At 59.3% G+C, this 15,677-nt stretch carries 16 protein-coding genes and 1 pseudogene; 9 read left to right on the top strand and 8 right to left on the bottom strand.

The genetic code is table 11. The features are described 5' to 3' along the window. The first annotated feature begins 5 nt into the window (after positions 1-5). Positions 6-1,058 carry an NAD(P)/FAD-dependent oxidoreductase gene (locus tag NMB39_RS13230; RefSeq protein ID WP_494339093.1) on the top strand — a complete coding sequence of 351 codons (1,053 nt, stop codon included), beginning with the start codon at positions 6-8 and terminating at the stop codon, positions 1,056-1,058. Here the strand turns inward: NMB39_RS13230 and NMB39_RS13225 are convergent. From NMB39_RS13225 to NMB39_RS13215, 3 genes are read right to left on the bottom strand one after another with little or no spacing between them, the layout of a single operon-like run. Next, positions 1,055-1,504 carry an NUDIX hydrolase gene (locus NMB39_RS13225; RefSeq protein ID WP_494339094.1) on the bottom strand — a complete coding sequence of 150 codons (450 nt, stop codon included), beginning with the start codon at positions 1,502-1,504 and terminating at the stop codon, positions 1,055-1,057. The two genes, NMB39_RS13230 and NMB39_RS13225, sit on opposite strands and share 4 nt — an antisense overlap. Further along, positions 1,497-2,294, bottom strand: coding sequence for a nucleotidyltransferase domain-containing protein (locus NMB39_RS13220; protein WP_494339095.1), 798 nt, complete (start codon positions 2,292-2,294; stop codon positions 1,497-1,499). The genes NMB39_RS13225 and NMB39_RS13220 overlap by 8 nt, the downstream gene beginning before the upstream one ends. Further along, entirely contained in the window at positions 2,291-2,770 is a 480-nt protein-coding gene (locus NMB39_RS13215; RefSeq protein ID WP_464006834.1) for a P-loop nucleotide/nucleoside kinase family protein, read from the bottom strand. Before NMB39_RS13215 ends, NMB39_RS13220 begins: the two co-directional genes overlap by 4 nt. A 223-nt stretch (positions 2,771-2,993) precedes the next feature. Between NMB39_RS13215 and NMB39_RS13210 the strand changes: the two genes are divergently transcribed. The 3 genes from NMB39_RS13210 (at position 2,994) to NMB39_RS13200 (ending at position 5,120) form a co-directional block, all read left to right on the top strand. Further along, positions 2,994-3,317: a hypothetical protein gene (locus tag NMB39_RS13210; RefSeq protein WP_057024085.1), complete on the top strand. Its 324-nt coding sequence runs from the start codon at positions 2,994-2,996 to the stop codon at positions 3,315-3,317. An 88-nt stretch (positions 3,318-3,405) separates the two neighbouring features. Continuing rightward, positions 3,406-3,831 carry a DUF2231 domain-containing protein gene (locus NMB39_RS13205; protein WP_494339096.1) on the top strand — a complete coding sequence of 142 codons (426 nt, stop codon included), beginning with the start codon at positions 3,406-3,408 and terminating at the stop codon, positions 3,829-3,831. Then, positions 3,828-5,120 (top strand): PQQ-dependent sugar dehydrogenase, encoded by a 1,293-nt coding sequence (locus NMB39_RS13200; RefSeq protein ID WP_494339097.1) that lies wholly within the window; start codon positions 3,828-3,830, stop codon positions 5,118-5,120. Before NMB39_RS13205 ends, NMB39_RS13200 begins: the two co-directional genes overlap by 4 nt. 30 nt (positions 5,121-5,150) lie before the next feature. Here the strand turns inward: NMB39_RS13200 and NMB39_RS13195 are convergent, their stop codons facing one another. Then, positions 5,151-6,059 carry a LysR substrate-binding domain-containing protein gene (locus tag NMB39_RS13195; RefSeq protein WP_198720707.1) on the bottom strand — a complete coding sequence of 303 codons (909 nt, stop codon included), beginning with the start codon at positions 6,057-6,059 and terminating at the stop codon, positions 5,151-5,153. Between the two features lie 92 nt (positions 6,060-6,151). On the opposite strand from NMB39_RS13195, the gene NMB39_RS13190 reads away from it, so the two are divergent. Together NMB39_RS13190 and NMB39_RS13185 are read left to right on the top strand one after the other, a co-directional pair. Continuing rightward, a complete protein-coding gene (locus NMB39_RS13190) occupies positions 6,152-7,138 on the top strand; it encodes a DMT family transporter (RefSeq protein WP_494339098.1) in 987 nt (328 codons plus the stop codon). Positions 7,139-7,196: 58 nt separating this feature from the next. Further along, positions 7,197-7,520 (top strand): annotated as a pseudogene (locus NMB39_RS13185) (alpha/beta fold hydrolase); the annotation flags it as partial. On the opposite strand, the gene NMB39_RS13180 reads toward NMB39_RS13185, so the two are convergent. Then, positions 7,507-8,910, bottom strand: a complete 1,404-nt coding sequence (locus NMB39_RS13180) for an MFS transporter (protein ID WP_494339099.1) — start codon at positions 8,908-8,910, stop codon at positions 7,507-7,509. The pseudogene NMB39_RS13185 and the gene NMB39_RS13180 sit on opposite strands and share 14 nt — an antisense overlap. Positions 8,911-9,053: 143 nt before the next feature. Next, positions 9,054-9,584 (bottom strand): GNAT family N-acetyltransferase, encoded by a 531-nt coding sequence (locus NMB39_RS13175; RefSeq protein WP_494339100.1) that lies wholly within the window; start codon positions 9,582-9,584, stop codon positions 9,054-9,056. 384 nt (positions 9,585-9,968) lie between these two features. Here NMB39_RS13175 and proP point away from each other — a divergent pair, with 384 nt between their 5' ends. Beyond that, entirely contained in the window at positions 9,969-11,471 is a 1,503-nt protein-coding gene (gene proP / locus NMB39_RS13170) for a glycine betaine/L-proline transporter ProP (protein ID WP_043051797.1), read from the top strand. 52 nt (positions 11,472-11,523) lie between these two features. Continuing rightward, the gene (locus NMB39_RS13165; RefSeq protein ID WP_057024091.1) at positions 11,524-12,027 is read left to right on the top strand and encodes a GAF domain-containing protein; all 504 of its coding nucleotides are present in this window, start codon (positions 11,524-11,526) and stop codon (positions 12,025-12,027) included. 186 nt (positions 12,028-12,213) lie between these two features. Here NMB39_RS13165 and NMB39_RS13160 read toward each other — a convergent pair whose 3' ends face one another. Together NMB39_RS13160 and NMB39_RS13155 are read right to left on the bottom strand one after the other, a co-directional pair. Then, on the bottom strand, positions 12,214-12,567 hold the full coding sequence (locus NMB39_RS13160) for a hypothetical protein (RefSeq protein ID WP_057024092.1): 354 nt from the start codon (positions 12,565-12,567) through the stop codon (positions 12,214-12,216). A gap of 514 nt (positions 12,568-13,081) precedes the next feature. Further along, positions 13,082-13,855, bottom strand: a complete 774-nt coding sequence (locus tag NMB39_RS13155) for an AraC family transcriptional regulator (RefSeq protein WP_046068351.1) — start codon at positions 13,853-13,855, stop codon at positions 13,082-13,084. 144 nt (positions 13,856-13,999) lie between these two features. Here NMB39_RS13155 and NMB39_RS13150 point away from each other — a divergent pair, with 144 nt between their 5' ends. Beyond that, on the top strand, positions 14,000-15,211 hold the full coding sequence (locus NMB39_RS13150) for an MFS transporter (protein WP_046068352.1): 1,212 nt from the start codon (positions 14,000-14,002) through the stop codon (positions 15,209-15,211). The last annotated feature ends 466 nt before the right edge of the window (positions 15,212-15,677 follow it).

Here is a 15,677-nt window from a genome sequence, read left to right as displayed (position 1 = left end):
CGGATATGCATCAAGGTAAGCGCATTGTGGTGATTGGCGCCGGTATCGTGGGGGCTTCACTGGCCTATCACCTGGCCGGCAAGGGCGCGAATGTGACGGTGGTCGAGGCCGGCGAAGTCGCGTCCGGGGTCACGGCCACCTCATTTGCCTGGCTCAACACGACCCACGACGCACCCGACCCCATTGCCGCTTTGCGCAGTGCAGCGATTGACTCGTATCACCGCCTGGAGCATGAACTGCCCGCCGTGGAGATACGCTGGACAGGCGCCCTGTGTTACGGCGCAGACATTCAGCCTGGGGCGGATTCACGGATCACTCGCCAGCGTATCCAGGCACTTGAGCCGCGTTTGAGAAACCCGCCTGAGCATGCCCAATTCAAGGCCGAAGAAGGTGCGCTCGACGCGGTGCAAACCACCCATGCGTTAATTGCCGGAGCCCAGGCCCACGGTACCACGCTGCTGACACACACCCAGGTGTTGGGTTTCAGGATGCACGGCTCACAGGTCACCGGCGTTGAAACCAGCCTGGGCGTCATCGATGCCGACGTGGTGGTGCTCGCAGCCGGCACCGGAATCCCCGCGCTGACGAAGCTGTTGTGTGTGCCCTTGCCGATTGATGCCTCCCCCGCGATCTTTATCCGCTACAACGCCTCACCCGGCATCGTGCGCACGCTTATTTCCAACCCTGCAATGGAGGTGCGCGAAAGTGCTGAGGGGACCTGGCTGGCAGCCGAAGACTATCTGGACGACGCCCCGGAAAACCAGGCGGCCGCCATCGCTCGGCGCACCGCCCAGGCTATTGCGGGTGAACTCGAAGGGGTCACGTTCATCGAACCACAATTGGCCTGCGTCGGGCTGCGGCCCATCCCGGCCGATGGCATTCCGATCATTGGCCAATTGCCAGGCATCAGCGGTGTGTACGTCTGCGCGATGCATCCTGGCGTGACGCTGGCAGCCATCGTGGGGCGTCTTGCCAGCGAAGAGATCATGGAGGATAGGGTCTGCCCTGCCCTGGCGCCTTGCCGGCCCGAGCGGTTCTTCCAAGCTGAAAACGGTTAGAAGGCGCCGGCCTCCTCGAGCATTTCCACCAGCCCCTGCGGCCACACCGTGTCCGTCGTAGTGCGCAGCTCCTCTGCCGACCACCAACGATGATCCGCCATCACCTGGGTCTCTTCCGCCGTCCACTCGGCCCTGGACAGCGCCTCGCTGGGCGCCTGCACCACGAAATAGCGCTCGATCGCCAACACGGTTTCGCCGCTGGGCAGCATCAATGGGAAACTGCGTTCTGCCACGGATTCGCCAACGCTGCTGACAGTGATGCCAGTCTCTTCGCGCAGTTCACGGATTGCGGCGCTGTGATAGGTTTCCCCGGCTTCAACACCACCGCCCGGCGTAGCCCAGTAATTCCTGCCAGCCAATGCGCCGTCTTTATGCACGAAGCGGAACAGCAGCACCTGCTTTGCAGGACTTATCACCAATAGTCGTGCGGCTTTGCGTTCACGCATTTGATTGATTCCTTTCCCTGAGCACCGAAACCATCCAACTCAAAAACGCCCGTAGCCGCGTGGAAAACACCTCGCACTCAGCGCTGGGGTTACGCGCTTCAAACAGGAAGTACGCGATTTGCACGCGCATCGAGGGGTACTGCTGAACAAACAGCGCGACGTACTCTTCCAGGGTATGCGGCCACATGTGCGCATCGTCTGCGCGCAAGGTGTGAGTGGCCCGGATCAAGGCTCGCGATGCTTCACGCTGCAGGCGATGACGTGCGTGTTCAGTGCGGGCCTGTTCGATACGCACGAGATACGCCGTGAGCGCTTGCTCGAAGTCACCATTGACCGCCATGGCGATGGCGCGGGACGGGCAAAACGGGTCGAAGTGCCGTGCAAGGTCTTCGCCCCATACACAGCGGCAATGATGCTTGAGCCAGAAGCCCCAACTGTTGCGATTTTCCGGCGCCAACACTTGAGCGTGATGACCGATATCGAAGTCGATCTTGGTCACTTGCGGATGCCGTTGTTCCAAGGCAATTCGGGTCGTTTCAATTTGCTCGAGCACCGAGGCATCCGGGGGATCGTTGAGTATCAACGAGAGGTCGAGATCAGAAAACCCGACCTCGGCCTGGCCTCGTGCGACGCTGCCATACATATAAATCCCATGCAGCCCGAACGCCGCCTGGGACAGGGTTGCGCAGACATCCGCCAGCACGGGCTGGAACTCGATTTGTACGGGAACATCGGCGACGGTGAGGATAAACCCGTCGGCATCGACGCCCGTGGTTTGCAGGAGGGTCACGGGCGATGCACCTCAATCACCAGGCCTTCCTCTTCACTCGGCACACTAAAGTGGCGAGTGATCAGGTCAAATTCGACGTCAGTCGCAGCAAAGTCATGCTCGCCCTGGGCGTTGCGCGCATGCAGGCGGGCACGACAGGTCGCATCGTCCAGTTCCAGATAATGCAGGCGGTGGGGCACTTTGGCCGTTTGGGCCAGGCCGAGCAACCACTCACGGTTGGCCAGGGTGTTGGCCGGGAAATCCAGGACCACATTCACGCCGGATTCCAACAGATTGACCACCAGCGGCCCAAGTACACCGCGCACCCGCTGGGCACAGCGCAGGTAGTCGGCGATGGCCTGGATTTCACCGGGGTAAAGACTGGCCAGCCAGTGGTCTTCGCTGAGCACAATGGCTCGGTGCTTGGCGCCCAGGGTCTTGGCGAGCGTGGACTTGCCGGAGGCGATCTTGCCGCACAGCAGATGCAGGGTTGGCATAAGGCGTTTCCTCTTGTCGGCCCGGCAGGATGAATCATGCGGCCGCGGCCGTAAACACATCCAGTTGAATCCTGGTTTGCAAGCGAGGTCACCTATAAAGAGACGACAACGCAATGGGAGACCGTGATGAACCTTGCAATGACACTCTTCAGCCTGTTTGCCGGTTGGATGGCAATTGTAATGTCGATGCTGTGGGGTGTGCTGCGGGTGCTACATCGGCACCATGCTTAGCACACCGGACGGCCGCTATTTTGTGGTCAAGGGGCAACTGTGGCGCTGCACCAATCCGGCCTTGGACGAGGCAACCCGGCTACATTGGGTCAATGCACTGATGGATGCACGCCGGGCGGTCAAGGCGGCCAAGGGCGCCGCTGACGCCCAGGCATTGAAAGCCGCTCGGCAGCAGGTGCAGCATGCCAAGGTCGCATTGGGCGAGCGTGGGCCGGCGTGGTGGCACGATGGCGCTCCGGATTACAACCGTTGCAAAGTCAGCAATACCCCTTATGCGGCATGGTTCGAAAAACATCTCGACACGACCTCTCAGTGAACTTTCTTACAAATGCCACGCTCCTTTCCTATGCGAAGTCAGTGCGCCCTGACCCCAGGGTGCAGAACGATAAGGAGCCGCCACCCCCATGACTACCCTCCCCACTTACCCCGCCGTCAGACCTGGCCCATTGCATGGGACCTTGCTGGCAGGCACCGTGCCACTGTTCCTCGGGACTTTGCTCAGTGATATCGCCTACGGCCAGACCTACCAGATCCAATGGGCCAACTTCGCCTCTTGGCTGATCGCCGGGGCGCTGGTGTTCTGCGGTCTCGCCCTGCTGTTTGCGCTGGTCAATCTGGTGCGCGCCGAGCACAAGGGCGGGCGCCCTGTGGCTTACTTCCTGCTGTTGCTGGGCACCTGGGTGCTTGGGCTGGTCAATGCGTTCCAGCATGCCAAGGACGCCTACGCCATGATGCCCACCGGCTTGATACTGTCAGCGATTGTCACGGTGCTGGCGATCATCGCGACTTGGATCGGCTTGACCAACCTGCGCTCAGGAGCTGCCCGATGAAACCACTCAATACACTGACCTTACTCAGCGCAGCCCTGCTGCTCAGTGCCTGTGGTGGCGAAGGCGACAAGACCCAGGCCCGCGGCCCTGACCCTAAACTGCCTGAACAACAAAGCAGCCTGTTGCCGAGCATGAAGATTGCGCAGCCCACCCCGTGGGGCGAGCAAAAGCCCAGGGTGCCCGAAGGCTACAGCGTGACCGCCATCGCCACCGACCTGGCGATCCCGCGCCAGACCCTGGTGCTGCCCAACGGTGACATCCTGGTGGCCGAAGGCCGTGGCGGCAGTGCGGCCAAGCTCAAGCCCAAGGATGTGATCGCCAGCGTGATCAAGGCCCAGGGCAATACCAAGGTCAAGGGCGGCAACCGCATTACCCTGCTGCGCGACGCCGACGGTGACGGCACCTATGAGCTCAAGACGGTGTTCGCCGATAACCTCAACGCGCCCTATGGGCTTGCGTTCGCCGACGGCAAACTCTATGTAGCCAACCAGGACGCACTGGTGCGCTTCGACTATGCCGACGGCCAGACCAAGGCCAGTGCGCCGCCGGTCAAAGTCACCGACCTGCCAGCGCAGATCAACCACCACTGGACCAAGTCATTGGCCGTGAGTGACGACGGACGCCAGCTGTATGTGGGCATCGGCTCCAACAGCAACATCACCGAACGCGGCATGGAAGTGGAGATTGACCGCGCCATGGTCTGGCAGATCGACGCGACTACCGGGGCTCACAGGCCCTACGCAACCGGCTTGCGCAACCCCACGGCGCTGACCATTCAACCTGGCTCCGGGCAACTGTGGACGGTGGTCAACGAACGCGATGAACTCGGCCCCGACCTGGTGCCGGACTACCTGACGTCGGTGCAGGAAGGCGCCTTCTACGGCTGGCCGTACAGCTACTGGGGCCAGAACGTCGACCCACGCGCGCAACCGCAGAACCCAGCCAAGGTGGCCGCGGCGATCAAGCCCGATTACAGCCTGGGCTCCCATGTGGCTGCATTGGGCGTGGATTTTTCCATCCCGGCCATGGGTGAAAAATTTGCCGATGGCGTGTTTGTCGGCGAACACGGCAGCTGGAACCGCGATAATCCGGTGGGCTACAAGGTGATCTTCGTGCCGTTCAGCAATGGCAAGCCTGCTGGCGAACCCATCGACTTCGCCACCGGATTTCGGGGTGACGATGGCAAGACCCGTGGGCGCCCGGTGGGCGTGACGGTGGACCCCAAAGGTGCGCTGATCATTGCCGATGACCTGGCCAATACGGTTTGGCGAGTCACCCGTAACCGTTAACCGGATATGACAGGGGTGGCGACGCCCCTGTCAGCCGTCACTGTGCAATTGCGCTTGCAGCCACGCCAGCAGCGCTTCGACCTCGTCCCGACTGCCCGCCCCTTGCTGCCTGTAGACCGAAATTGCCTCAGGCAAAAATACGCTTTCAGCACAGGGCCGGACCAACGCCCCACTGTCAATCAGCCGGCTTGCGGTACGACGCCAGCCCATGGCGACACCGTGCCCTTCCACCGCGGCCTGCAACATCAACGGGTAGCTGTCGAAAGTGGCACTGCGCGCATCCCTGGCCAACACCCGACCGAACACCTGCAGCCACTCATCCCACTCCATCAGGTGCGGAGGTTCGGAGCTGTGGTGCAAAAACGTGCAGGACTGTAATTGCGTCAGCGGTAACGGCTGTTCCGGGCAAAGGTAGGCCGGGCTGCACACCGGGAACACCTCGTCGGAGGCGGTGAACATCAGCCTATGGGCGCCACTGGCGCGCCGGGTACTTTGCAGGGCCACATCGAAATGGCCATCGAACTGGGTGATAGGCCGCGTGCAGGTCACTACCTGGATTTCAATCTGCGGGTATTGCTGGTGAAACGTCGACAAACGCGGCATCAGCCAATAGAACGCCTCGCACAACTGGCACAACAACACCACCCGGTTGCGTTGCGGGGAGGCGCGCAGGTTAGCCGCGCCATCACTGATGCTTCGCAACGCAAGGCTGACCACCCGCCCCAGCTCACGCCCCTCTTGCGTGAGGAACACCGCACGGTTGCGCCGGATGAACAGCTTCACCCCCAGGTTGTCTTCCAGCCCCCGAATTTGCCGGCTCACAGCCGCCTGGGTGATGTGCAGCTCATCGGCCGCCCTGGAGAAACTCTCCAGGCGCGCCGCCGCTTCAAACGGCAACAAACTGGCAAGGGGCGGTAGGGTTTTGCCGAGTAGATTCATAATCTGAGGTTATGCATTCAAGACCGAGAACTCGTTTGTAGCACACCCATGTGGCTGGGCACCATGGATGCATTACTTCATGGATCAGCCTGATGAGCACTTCCCCAGCCTCAGTTTCTATCGGCGTGATATTCGCGGTGGTCGCCACCCTCGGCTGGGCGCTGAATTTTATTGCGCCCTACGTCACCGGGGCTTACAGCCTCTACGACCTGATGGCCGTGCGCTTCTTGATAGCCGGTGGGCTCGGTGTCGTCTGGATGATCCTGTGCCGGGCGCAACTGCGTGTGCTAAGCCCAGGCCAGCGGCTGTTCGCGGCGGTACTGGGCGCATTGGGGTGCCTGGGCTATGGCGTCTGTATTGCCGCCGGCGTGATATTCGGCGGCCCGGTATTGGCGCCAGCCTGCGTCGGCATGGTCCCGGTGCTACTGGCGCTGGTAGGCAACGCCAGCCATAAGACCCTGCGCTGGCGCCAGTTGGTGATGCCGCTGTCTTGCCTCACGGTGGGGCTGTTGCTGGCCAACATCAGCAGCCTGCACCAGCCCTCGCTGGGTGCTGGTTCCTGGCTGGCCGGGCTGTGCTTCTCGTTGGGTGCGGTGGCTTTATGGCTGGGGTTCAGCGTGATCAACCAAAAGCAGCTGGCGCGCTTGCCGGCCAGCGCAACCGGCCTGTGGACGGCCCTGATGCTGGTGGGTGCAGGCGTCGCGGCGCTGTGCCTGCTGCCCTGGATATACGCGCTAGGCTTATTGCAGTTGCCAACCCTTGGCGCTGGCTGGAGCCAGGCATGGCCGTTGTATGCCTGGAGCCTGGTGATCGCGGTGATGTCCACCGTCGTCGGCGCGTGGGCCTGGAACGCAGCGACGCGGCGCCTGCCCATGGTGCTGAGCGGTCAATTGATTGCCCTTGAATCCTTGTTCGCCACCCTGCTCGGCCTTTGGTTTCACCAGCGCTGGCCGACGCCCCTGGAAGTCGCGGGCCTGGCCGCCGTGCTGATTGGCGTGGTGATGGCGGTGCGTATCATCCTGGCGCAGGCAAAACCTGCGGCAACCCACCCAACCTTGGGGGAATTCCAACATGACTGACTCAAGTGACGCCCTGGCACTGCCCGAAACCTTTGATTTTCATGGCCACGCCGAGGTGCTGCACGCCTATGTCACGCCATGGACAGGCGAGAGTGGCCAGGCAGCCTTTTACCGTCAGATTGCACAAATGGATCAGCGTTATACCGACGCCATTGAAGTGCAGCTTGCCAGTATCCGCTGCCCGGTGCAGCTGCTCTGGGGTGAGGAGGATCAGTAGATCCCGGTGGCGCAAGGCGATGCACTGGCTGGCAGATTGGCTGGGGCACGCTACCTGCGTGTCCCCCATGCCGGGCATCTGGTGCAAGAAGATGCTCCAGAGTCCATAGTTGCCGCGCTGATGGCGTTTCTACACTTGCCCGCAGTGGTCACTAGAGATCAGTGATTTCCTTGTGGCGCGGCACCAATGCCTTCATCACGCTCCAGGCCACCAGATAGGCCAGGGCGCAGATGGCAAACATGATCATGTAGCCGGTGTGGATGTCGTTGATCGACTTGTAGTAGTCGAACACCCAGCCGCCGATCTTGGTCATGACTACACCGCCCAGGCCACCGGCCATGCCACCGATGCCGACCACCGAGGCCACGGTTTTCTGCGGGAACATGTCGGACACGGTGGTGAAGATATTGCACGACCATGCCTGGTGCGCCGAGGCGCCCACGCCGATGAGCAGCACTGGCACCCAGAAGCTCAGGTAGCCCAACGGCTGCGCCAGCAACACCACCAGCGGGAACAGCGCAATCACCAGCATGGCTTTCATGCGTCCGTCATAGGGTGCATCGCCACGCGCCATGAAATAGCTGGGGAACCAGCCGCCACCGATGCTGCCGACCATGGTCATGCTGTACAGCACCGCCAGCGGCATGACGATATCGGCGCCTTTCATGCCGTACTGTGCCGACAGGTAGGTGGGCAGCCAGAACAGAAAGAACCACCACACGCCATCGGTCATGAACTTGCCAAAGGCGAACGCCCAGGTCTGGCGGTAAGTCAGCAGCTTGAACCAGGAGATTTTCTTTGCGGTGGTGCCTGTAGGCACTGGGGTGAAAGGTTGTACGGTCTGGTCGCTGCGGATATAGGCCAGTTCTTCGGCCGACAGGCGTTTTTGCTGTTCCGGTTTTTCGTACACCGCAGCCCAGACCGCGACCCACAAGAACCCCAGCATGCCGATGACCATGAAGGCCGCTTCCCAGCCCCAAAGGCCGGCAAGCAGTGGCACGCAGATCGGTGCCAGGATCGCACCGACGTTGGCACCGGAGTTGAAAATGCCGGTGGCCAGTGAGCGTTCTTTCTTGGGGAAATATTCGGCAGTCGCCTTGATCGCAATGGGAAAGTTGCCTGCTTCGCCAATCGCCAATACAGCGCGGGACAGCATGAAACCGGCAATCGACACCGGGATCACCGCCAGGCCGATTGCCCCGCTGATCGCGGCGATGCCCTCGCCCATCGGCACCGAAAACGCATGCATGATCGCCCCGGTGGACCAGATCCCAATCGCCACTACATACGCGGCCTTGGTTCCGATCTTGTCGACGAAGCGCCCGGCAAACAGCATGGAGATGGCATAGACAAACTGGAACACCGCCGCGATGTTGGCGTAATCGGTGTTGCTCCAGCCAAATTGTGTCGAGAGTTGCGGTGCCAACAGGCTGAGCACCTGGCGGTCGAGGTAGTTGACCGTGGTGGCGAAAAACAGCATCGCGCAGATCGTCCAGCGATAGCTGCCGACTGCCTGGCCGACACGATGGGCACTGATGGGCTCGTTCAGATTCATGGCATCACTTTTTATTTTTGTTAGGTAGGACATATGTAACGTCATATGTCGTCGTACAACTGCGACTTTTATATCGGGACGCCCACGCAGTGTCAATCGGAAAGAGTGCCGCTTATCGAGGAGTTAGAGCGATATGAAAAAAGTCAGCTTTGTGCAGTTGTAGGATGACAAACCCGCATCACCAAGCTAGGTGCCTGGCCTGGCACGTCGTCCAACAGGCCGAAAGGTTGCATGCCGATCTTTTCCAGCACACGGATCGACGCAACATGGTCGGGTCGTACCAGGCCGAAGACTTCCGGCAGACCGAAGGTTTCAAACGCCAGCACCAACGCATCACGCCCCACCTCGGTGGCGTAGCCCTGCCCCCAGGCTTCGACGGCAAAGCGATAGCCGAGGTTGACGCGTCGTTGTGTCAGATAGTTGAGCTGCGCAATGCCGCCAAACCCGATGATGTGTCCGGGCGCTTCTTTGCGGGCAATCGCCCACCAGCCGTAGCCATGAGTAGCCCATTGTTCCATCCAATGGGCCAGCAAGCGCTGGGCCGCCGCGAGATCCGGCATGGGCCCGGCCGGGTTGAACAAATTGGTCTGCGGGTCGCCGAAGATCGCGAGCAATCGCTGAACATCAGCCGGCTGCGGTTGGCGGTAGCTGAGGCGTGAATGGCGGTTTGGCATACAAATGGCGTTCCTGTTTGCGGCATAGGCCTGCGAGCCGAGTTTAGCCAATATCGCCATCGTCGCCGCAGTCAGTTAAGCGAACGAAATGCTCAAAACAGCGACGACCCAATGTGGGAGGGGGCTTGCCCTCGATAGCGGTGTGCCAGACGCCTATTTGTTAACTGACCCACCGCCATCGGGGGCAAGCCCCCTCCCACATTTAAATTTGGTTAAGCCGTGGATTCGCACGCCGGCGCGAGGGCACTGATAACGATATTTTCGCAAACGCGAGAAAAAGTACCCGACGGGGTGAATTATTTCGTGTCCTCTTGTATCTGAACTGACAGAGTGGTGCCATCGTAGCGATGGCACCTCCCCTGTTCAGCTTTAAGAGTGGCCCGCATGAAACTACGGAAAAAACGCGTCAAACCCATCGGTTTGAAAGACATCACCATTGTCGACGACAGCAAGATGCGCAAAGCGATCACTGCCGCCGCACTGGGCAATGCCATGGAATGGTTCGACTTTGGCGTGTATGGCTTTGTCGCCTATGTGCTGGGCAAGGTGTTCTTCCCCGACGCGTCCCCCAGCGTGCAAATGATCGCTGCACTGGGTACCTTCTCTGTGCCCTTCCTGATTCGTCCACTGGGCGGTCTGTTCTTTGGCGCATTGGGCGATAAGTACGGGCGGCAAAAAGTCCTCGCCGCCACCATCGTGATCATGTCCTTGAGCACCTTCGCCATTGGCTTGATTCCCGGCTATGCCTCCATCGGCATCTGGGCGCCGATTTTGCTGCTGTTGTGCAAAATGGCCCAAGGCTTCTCGGTGGGTGGCGAGTACACCGGCGCGTCGATCTTCGTCGCCGAGTACGCTCCGGACCGCAAGCGCGGTTTCCTCGGCAGTTGGCTGGACTTTGGTTCGATTGCCGGTTTCGTGCTTGGCGCTGGTGTGGTGGTATTGATCTCCACCGTGCTCGGCGAAGCGGAATTCGAATCCTGGGGCTGGCGCCTGCCGTTCTTCCTCGCCCTGCCCCTGGGCATGATCGGTCTGTACCTGCGCCATGCGCTGGAAGAGACCCCGGCGTTCCAGCAACACGTCGACAAGCTCGAACAGGGCGACCGCGAAGGCCTGACCCACGGCCCTCGAGTGTCGTTCAAGGAGATCGCCACCAAGCACTGGCGCAGCCTGTTGACCTGCATCGGTATCGTCGCGGCCACCAACGTGACCTACTACATGCTGCTCACCTACATGCCGAGCTACCTGTCCCACAACCTGCACTACGCCGAAAACAGCGGCGTGTTGATCATCATCGCAATCATGGTCGGCATGTTGTTCGTGCAGCCGTTCATTGGCTTTGTCAGCGACAAAATCGGCCGCAAGCCGTTCATCATCGCCGGCAGCATTGGCCTGCTGTTCCTGTCGATCCCGGCGTTCATGCTGATCACCAGCGGCAAGACCGGGCTGATTTTCAGCGGCCTGCTGATCCTGGCCATTGTGCTGAACTTCTTTATCGGCGTGATGGCCTCCACCTTACCGGCGATGTTCCCTACTCACCTGCGCTACAGCGCCCTGGCCAGTGCATTCAACGTCTCGGTGCTGATCGCCGGCGTCACGCCAACCGTCGTCGCCTGGCTGGTGGAAAGCACCAACGACCTGTACATGCCCGCCTACTACCTGATGGTGTTCGCCGTAGTCGGCCTGGTCACTGGCCTGACCATGAAGGAAACCGCCAACAAGCCCCTACGCGGTGCGGCCCCTGCGGCGTCCGACATGGCAGAAGCCAAGGAGCTGCTGCAGGAACATCACGACAATATCGAGCAGAAAATCGAAGACATCGACGCCGAGATTGCCGCGCTGCAAGCCAAGCGTGAAAACCTGGTGCAGCAGCATCCACGGATTAACTAAGACCTGACTGTGCATGGCCGCTGCGAGCGGCCATGCCACTGGAGTGTTCAGCATGATTCCAAGCGTCACTGCACAATCGTTACTCAGCGCAGATGAACGCGCTGCTATCGCCGAAATCGAAGCCACAACCAACATTCTCAAGCTGGTCACACGCTTGACCGGCATGAGATTCGCCGGCATCGCCAAATTTACCGACCTGGAATGGGTGGTGTGTTCGGCCTACGACCCTCTGCAAATGGGCATCAACGTCGACGACGTGCTCGACCTGGAAACCACCCTGTGCAGTGAGTTCTGCATCGACCCTCAAGTCTTGTTCATCCCGCAGATCAGCCAGAACGGCCGCTTTGCGGCGCGCCCGGTGGTCAAGCAATACGCCATCGAAAGCTATGCCGGCGCGCCGATCTTTCTGCCCGATGGGCGTCTGTTTGGAGCGCTATGTGCGCTGGATTCGCGGGCGATGCTGTTCGACGACCCCAATCTGCCCGAGACCCTGAGCCTGTTTGCGCGGCTTATCGGCTGCATTTTCTATGCTAACTTGAACCCGGCAGATCAGTAACGCCCCATTGGCTTCGTAACAATCAGCTCACCGGTTTTGCAGAACATCAGCCTGACTGAGTCTCAACGCTTGGCCTATGGTTTTTTGAAAAGAAAAGGCTGCAAGAAAAATGTCGCTCAGCAGCCTCTTTGCAATCGAGATCAAACGAATTCGACAAGCCATTCAACCGGTGGAATTCAAAAGCTATTACTCGCGTTTATTTTCACTGGTCGCTTCGATATGGTACTGCGCACCAGGGGGACTGAACGTCAAATCCATCGCCTCATCCCTACCTAAAACTTTAGTCTCTGCCCCCCTGATGTTGAGCTCAAAACCACTCAAGTTCAAAATCGTTACCTTCTGGGCCTCTTTCAGATCAACGAAACACCCCTTCATCACCAAGTATTGCCCATTGGGCCCATGCTCTACTTCACGCCAGATGGAATAATCTACCGTCCGGCCTGAAAATGTCACAAGTTTCACAACATTTCCCAAATCCTCATAAAAAAGCTCCAAAGCTTCAGAGGTATTGAAAGTGAATTTCAGGTTTATTATAGACATAAAAAATCTCCTTTCATTCTTTACTTTCACTTACAGCAAAAAACCATGAATAGATAATATTTAATCGATCTTTCTCTTTTTGATTAAAAGCTTTGCAACCTGACAAAAGCGAGTCCGTCGGGGCTGCCATTCTTCAAGGACCTTAAGCACACATGGGCATTCGCTGATAGCGTACAAGTCAACATTACAGACTGCGGATCAACCAAGTTGAATAACAGTTCTATAGGCAGATTTAATCTGCGCACTATCAAGCACAAACTTTAAACATTAATGACATCAGGAAATCGTGTCGCCGTGATTAAAGTATCTTTTTTATGATGCTTACCCAAATATTGCATTTCGAATTTCTCATTGATCGTCAAATCTTTTTACGCTTACCCTTAGCTAACAGCTGCACTTCATGCGAAATATCGGCTATCCAAAGTTTATGCATATCCTTAGTATTTGGCACCTGTCAACATTCACAGTTCTCTAGACATTTTTGAAATAATGGAGATGCAATTTCAGGTTAGCGCTACCTGAAAAACTGACTCGGCGTGCGCCCAAACTGCTTCTTGAACATACTGGTAAACGCACTCGGGCTTTCATACCCCAGCTCAAACGCCACATCGATAATCTTCTCCCCCACCGCAATGCGCTCCAGCGCCAGCAGCAGCCGCGCCTGCTGGCGCCATTGGCCGAAGGTCATGCCGGTTTCCTTGCGGAACAGGCGCTGGATGGTGGTTTGGTCCAGCCCCAGGCGCGCACTCCAGTGCGCGACGGTGGAGGCATCTCCCGGTTCGTTCTGCAACGCCAGGCAGATCTGGCTCAGGCGCGGGTCGGCAGGCTGTGGCAAGGACAGTGGCAAGGCGGGTAGGTTGGCCAGCTCGTCGAGGATCAGGTGCATGATCCGGGCATCGCGTGAGTCCTCGGCATAGGGCGGTTTCAGGCTGACCGAGGCCTTGATCAGCTCGCTCAACAATGGGGAAACCGTCACCGTCTTCGGCTCGGCCGGCAGGTTCGGGAAGCTGTCCGGGCGCACGAACACACTGCGCATCTTCAACGTGCCTACGCAGCGCAATGAGTGAACTTGACCACAGGGCATCCAAAAGCCACGATTGGGCGGTACCGTCCATTGCCGCAGGGCCGAATACACCACCATGACGCCGCCGATGGCGTACAGCAGTTGATGCTTGTTGTGGCTGTGTTCAGGGATCACCCAGTTTTCCGGATAATCGGTGGCCGAGCTGATGACAGCCCAGTCGCCCTCGTCAATATCCCGAAGAAATTTATCCAGTGATCTGATCATTTTGCCCTTTTTGCGATGGTTTCTGCCCGAATTGCGCGAGACAGGCTTTTTCTTCGAATTTAGCATAGCTTTCGAAACAATTAGAAATGGCTGCCAGCTAAAGTACTGTCTGCCCCTGTTTGCTGCCTTGTATGGAATGCCTGCATGTCGAGCCTTACTGCGACACCCGCCGCTGCCACAACCACGCCCCAGATAAGCCCCCTGGTGATGCGCGTCCTCGGCGCCTGTGCCCTGGCGCATATGATCAATGACCTGATCCAGGCCGTGCTGCCGTCGGTCTACCCGATGCTCAAGGCCAACTACGGCCTGAGCTTCACCCAGGTCGGCCTGATCACCCTGACCTTCCAGTTGACCGCCTCCTTGCTGCAACCCTGGATCGGCTATCACACCGACCGTCATCCCAAGCCGTGGCTGCTGCCAGCGGGCATGGTGTGCACCTTGGTCGGTATTTTGATGCTGGCGTTTGTCGGCAGCTTCCCGGCGATTCTGCTCGCGGCGGGGTTGGTGGGCGTTGGCTCGTCGACCTTCCACCCAGAAACCTCCCGCGTCGCCCGCCTGGCCTCCGGTGGCCGCTATGGCCTGGCGCAATCGACCTTCCAGGTCGGTGGCAACACCGGCAGCGCCTTCGGCCCGTTGCTGGCGGCGGCCATCATCATTCCCTACGGCCAAAGCCATATCGCCTGGTTCGGCCTGTTCGCGGTGTTCGCGATCCTGGTGCTGTACGGCCTGAGTCGCTGGTACCGCCACCACCTCAACCTGTTCAAGCTCAAGCAAGGCAGCCAGGCAACCCATGGCCTGTCCAAGGGCCGCGTGACCTTTGCCCTGGTGGTCCTGGCCGTGCTGGTGTTCTCCAAATACTGGTACATGACCAGCCTGACCAGCTACTTCACCTTCTACCTGATTGAGAAGTTCCAGCTGTCGGTTGCCAGCTCGCAGATGTACCTGTTCCTGTTCCTCGGCGCGGTGGCGGTCGGCACCTTCGCCGGTGGCCCGATCGGCGACAAGATCGGCCGCAAGAAAGTCATCTGGTTCTCGATCCTCGGTGCCGCGCCGTTCACCCTCGCCCTGCCCTACGTCGACCTGTTCTGGACCGCCGTGCTCAGCGTGATCATCGGCTTTGTCATCGCCTCGGCGTTCTCGGCCATCGTGGTATTTGCCCAGGAGCTGGTGCCAGGCAATGTGGGCATGATCGCCGGGATATTCTTCGGCCTGATGTTCGGTTTCAGCGGGATCGGTGCGGCGCTGCTCGGCATGCTCGCCGACCATCATGGCATCGAGTACGTCTACAAATTGTGCTCTTTCCTGCCGTTGGTGGGCATCCTGACAATATTGCTGCCGTCGACCAAGGGGGTTTGATTGCTGGGTGCACCCAATCCAAATGTGGGAGAGGGCTTGCCCCCGAAGAGCATGGGTATCTACACAACTTTTCAGCAGTCAACGGTAACCACGATGCGCAGCGAGCCGCTCTTGATCTTGATCTGCTTTTGATCTTAGGCGCCCCGTTAAACCACGCTGGCCGAACGCAGGCTTGAAGCCGTGGGTAACCCGGCAGGACGCCGGGTTAGCCGTCCTGGGCCAGGGATGGCCCATGACGGCGGCCCACGGATTCAAGCCGGAGTGAGGGCACACCGAGCCTGGGCGAGGTGCCGAGTGGTGGGGCAAGAGCCTTTTGCTTACTTTTGGGCTTTTCAAAAGTGAGCCGCTGTAAGAGCGGAACCATAAGAGGCCGTTGCCCAAATAACGGATATGTACTCGATCAAAGCCCAACATCCTGGTCGGCTATCAGGCCGCCATCGGGAGCAAGCCCCCTCCCACATAATAA

The sequence above is a fragment of the Pseudomonas sp. FBCC-B545 genome (assembly GCF_059134095.1).
The sequence above is the reverse complement of the archived record's forward strand: the minus strand, read 5'-3'. Positions and strand labels throughout refer to the sequence as shown.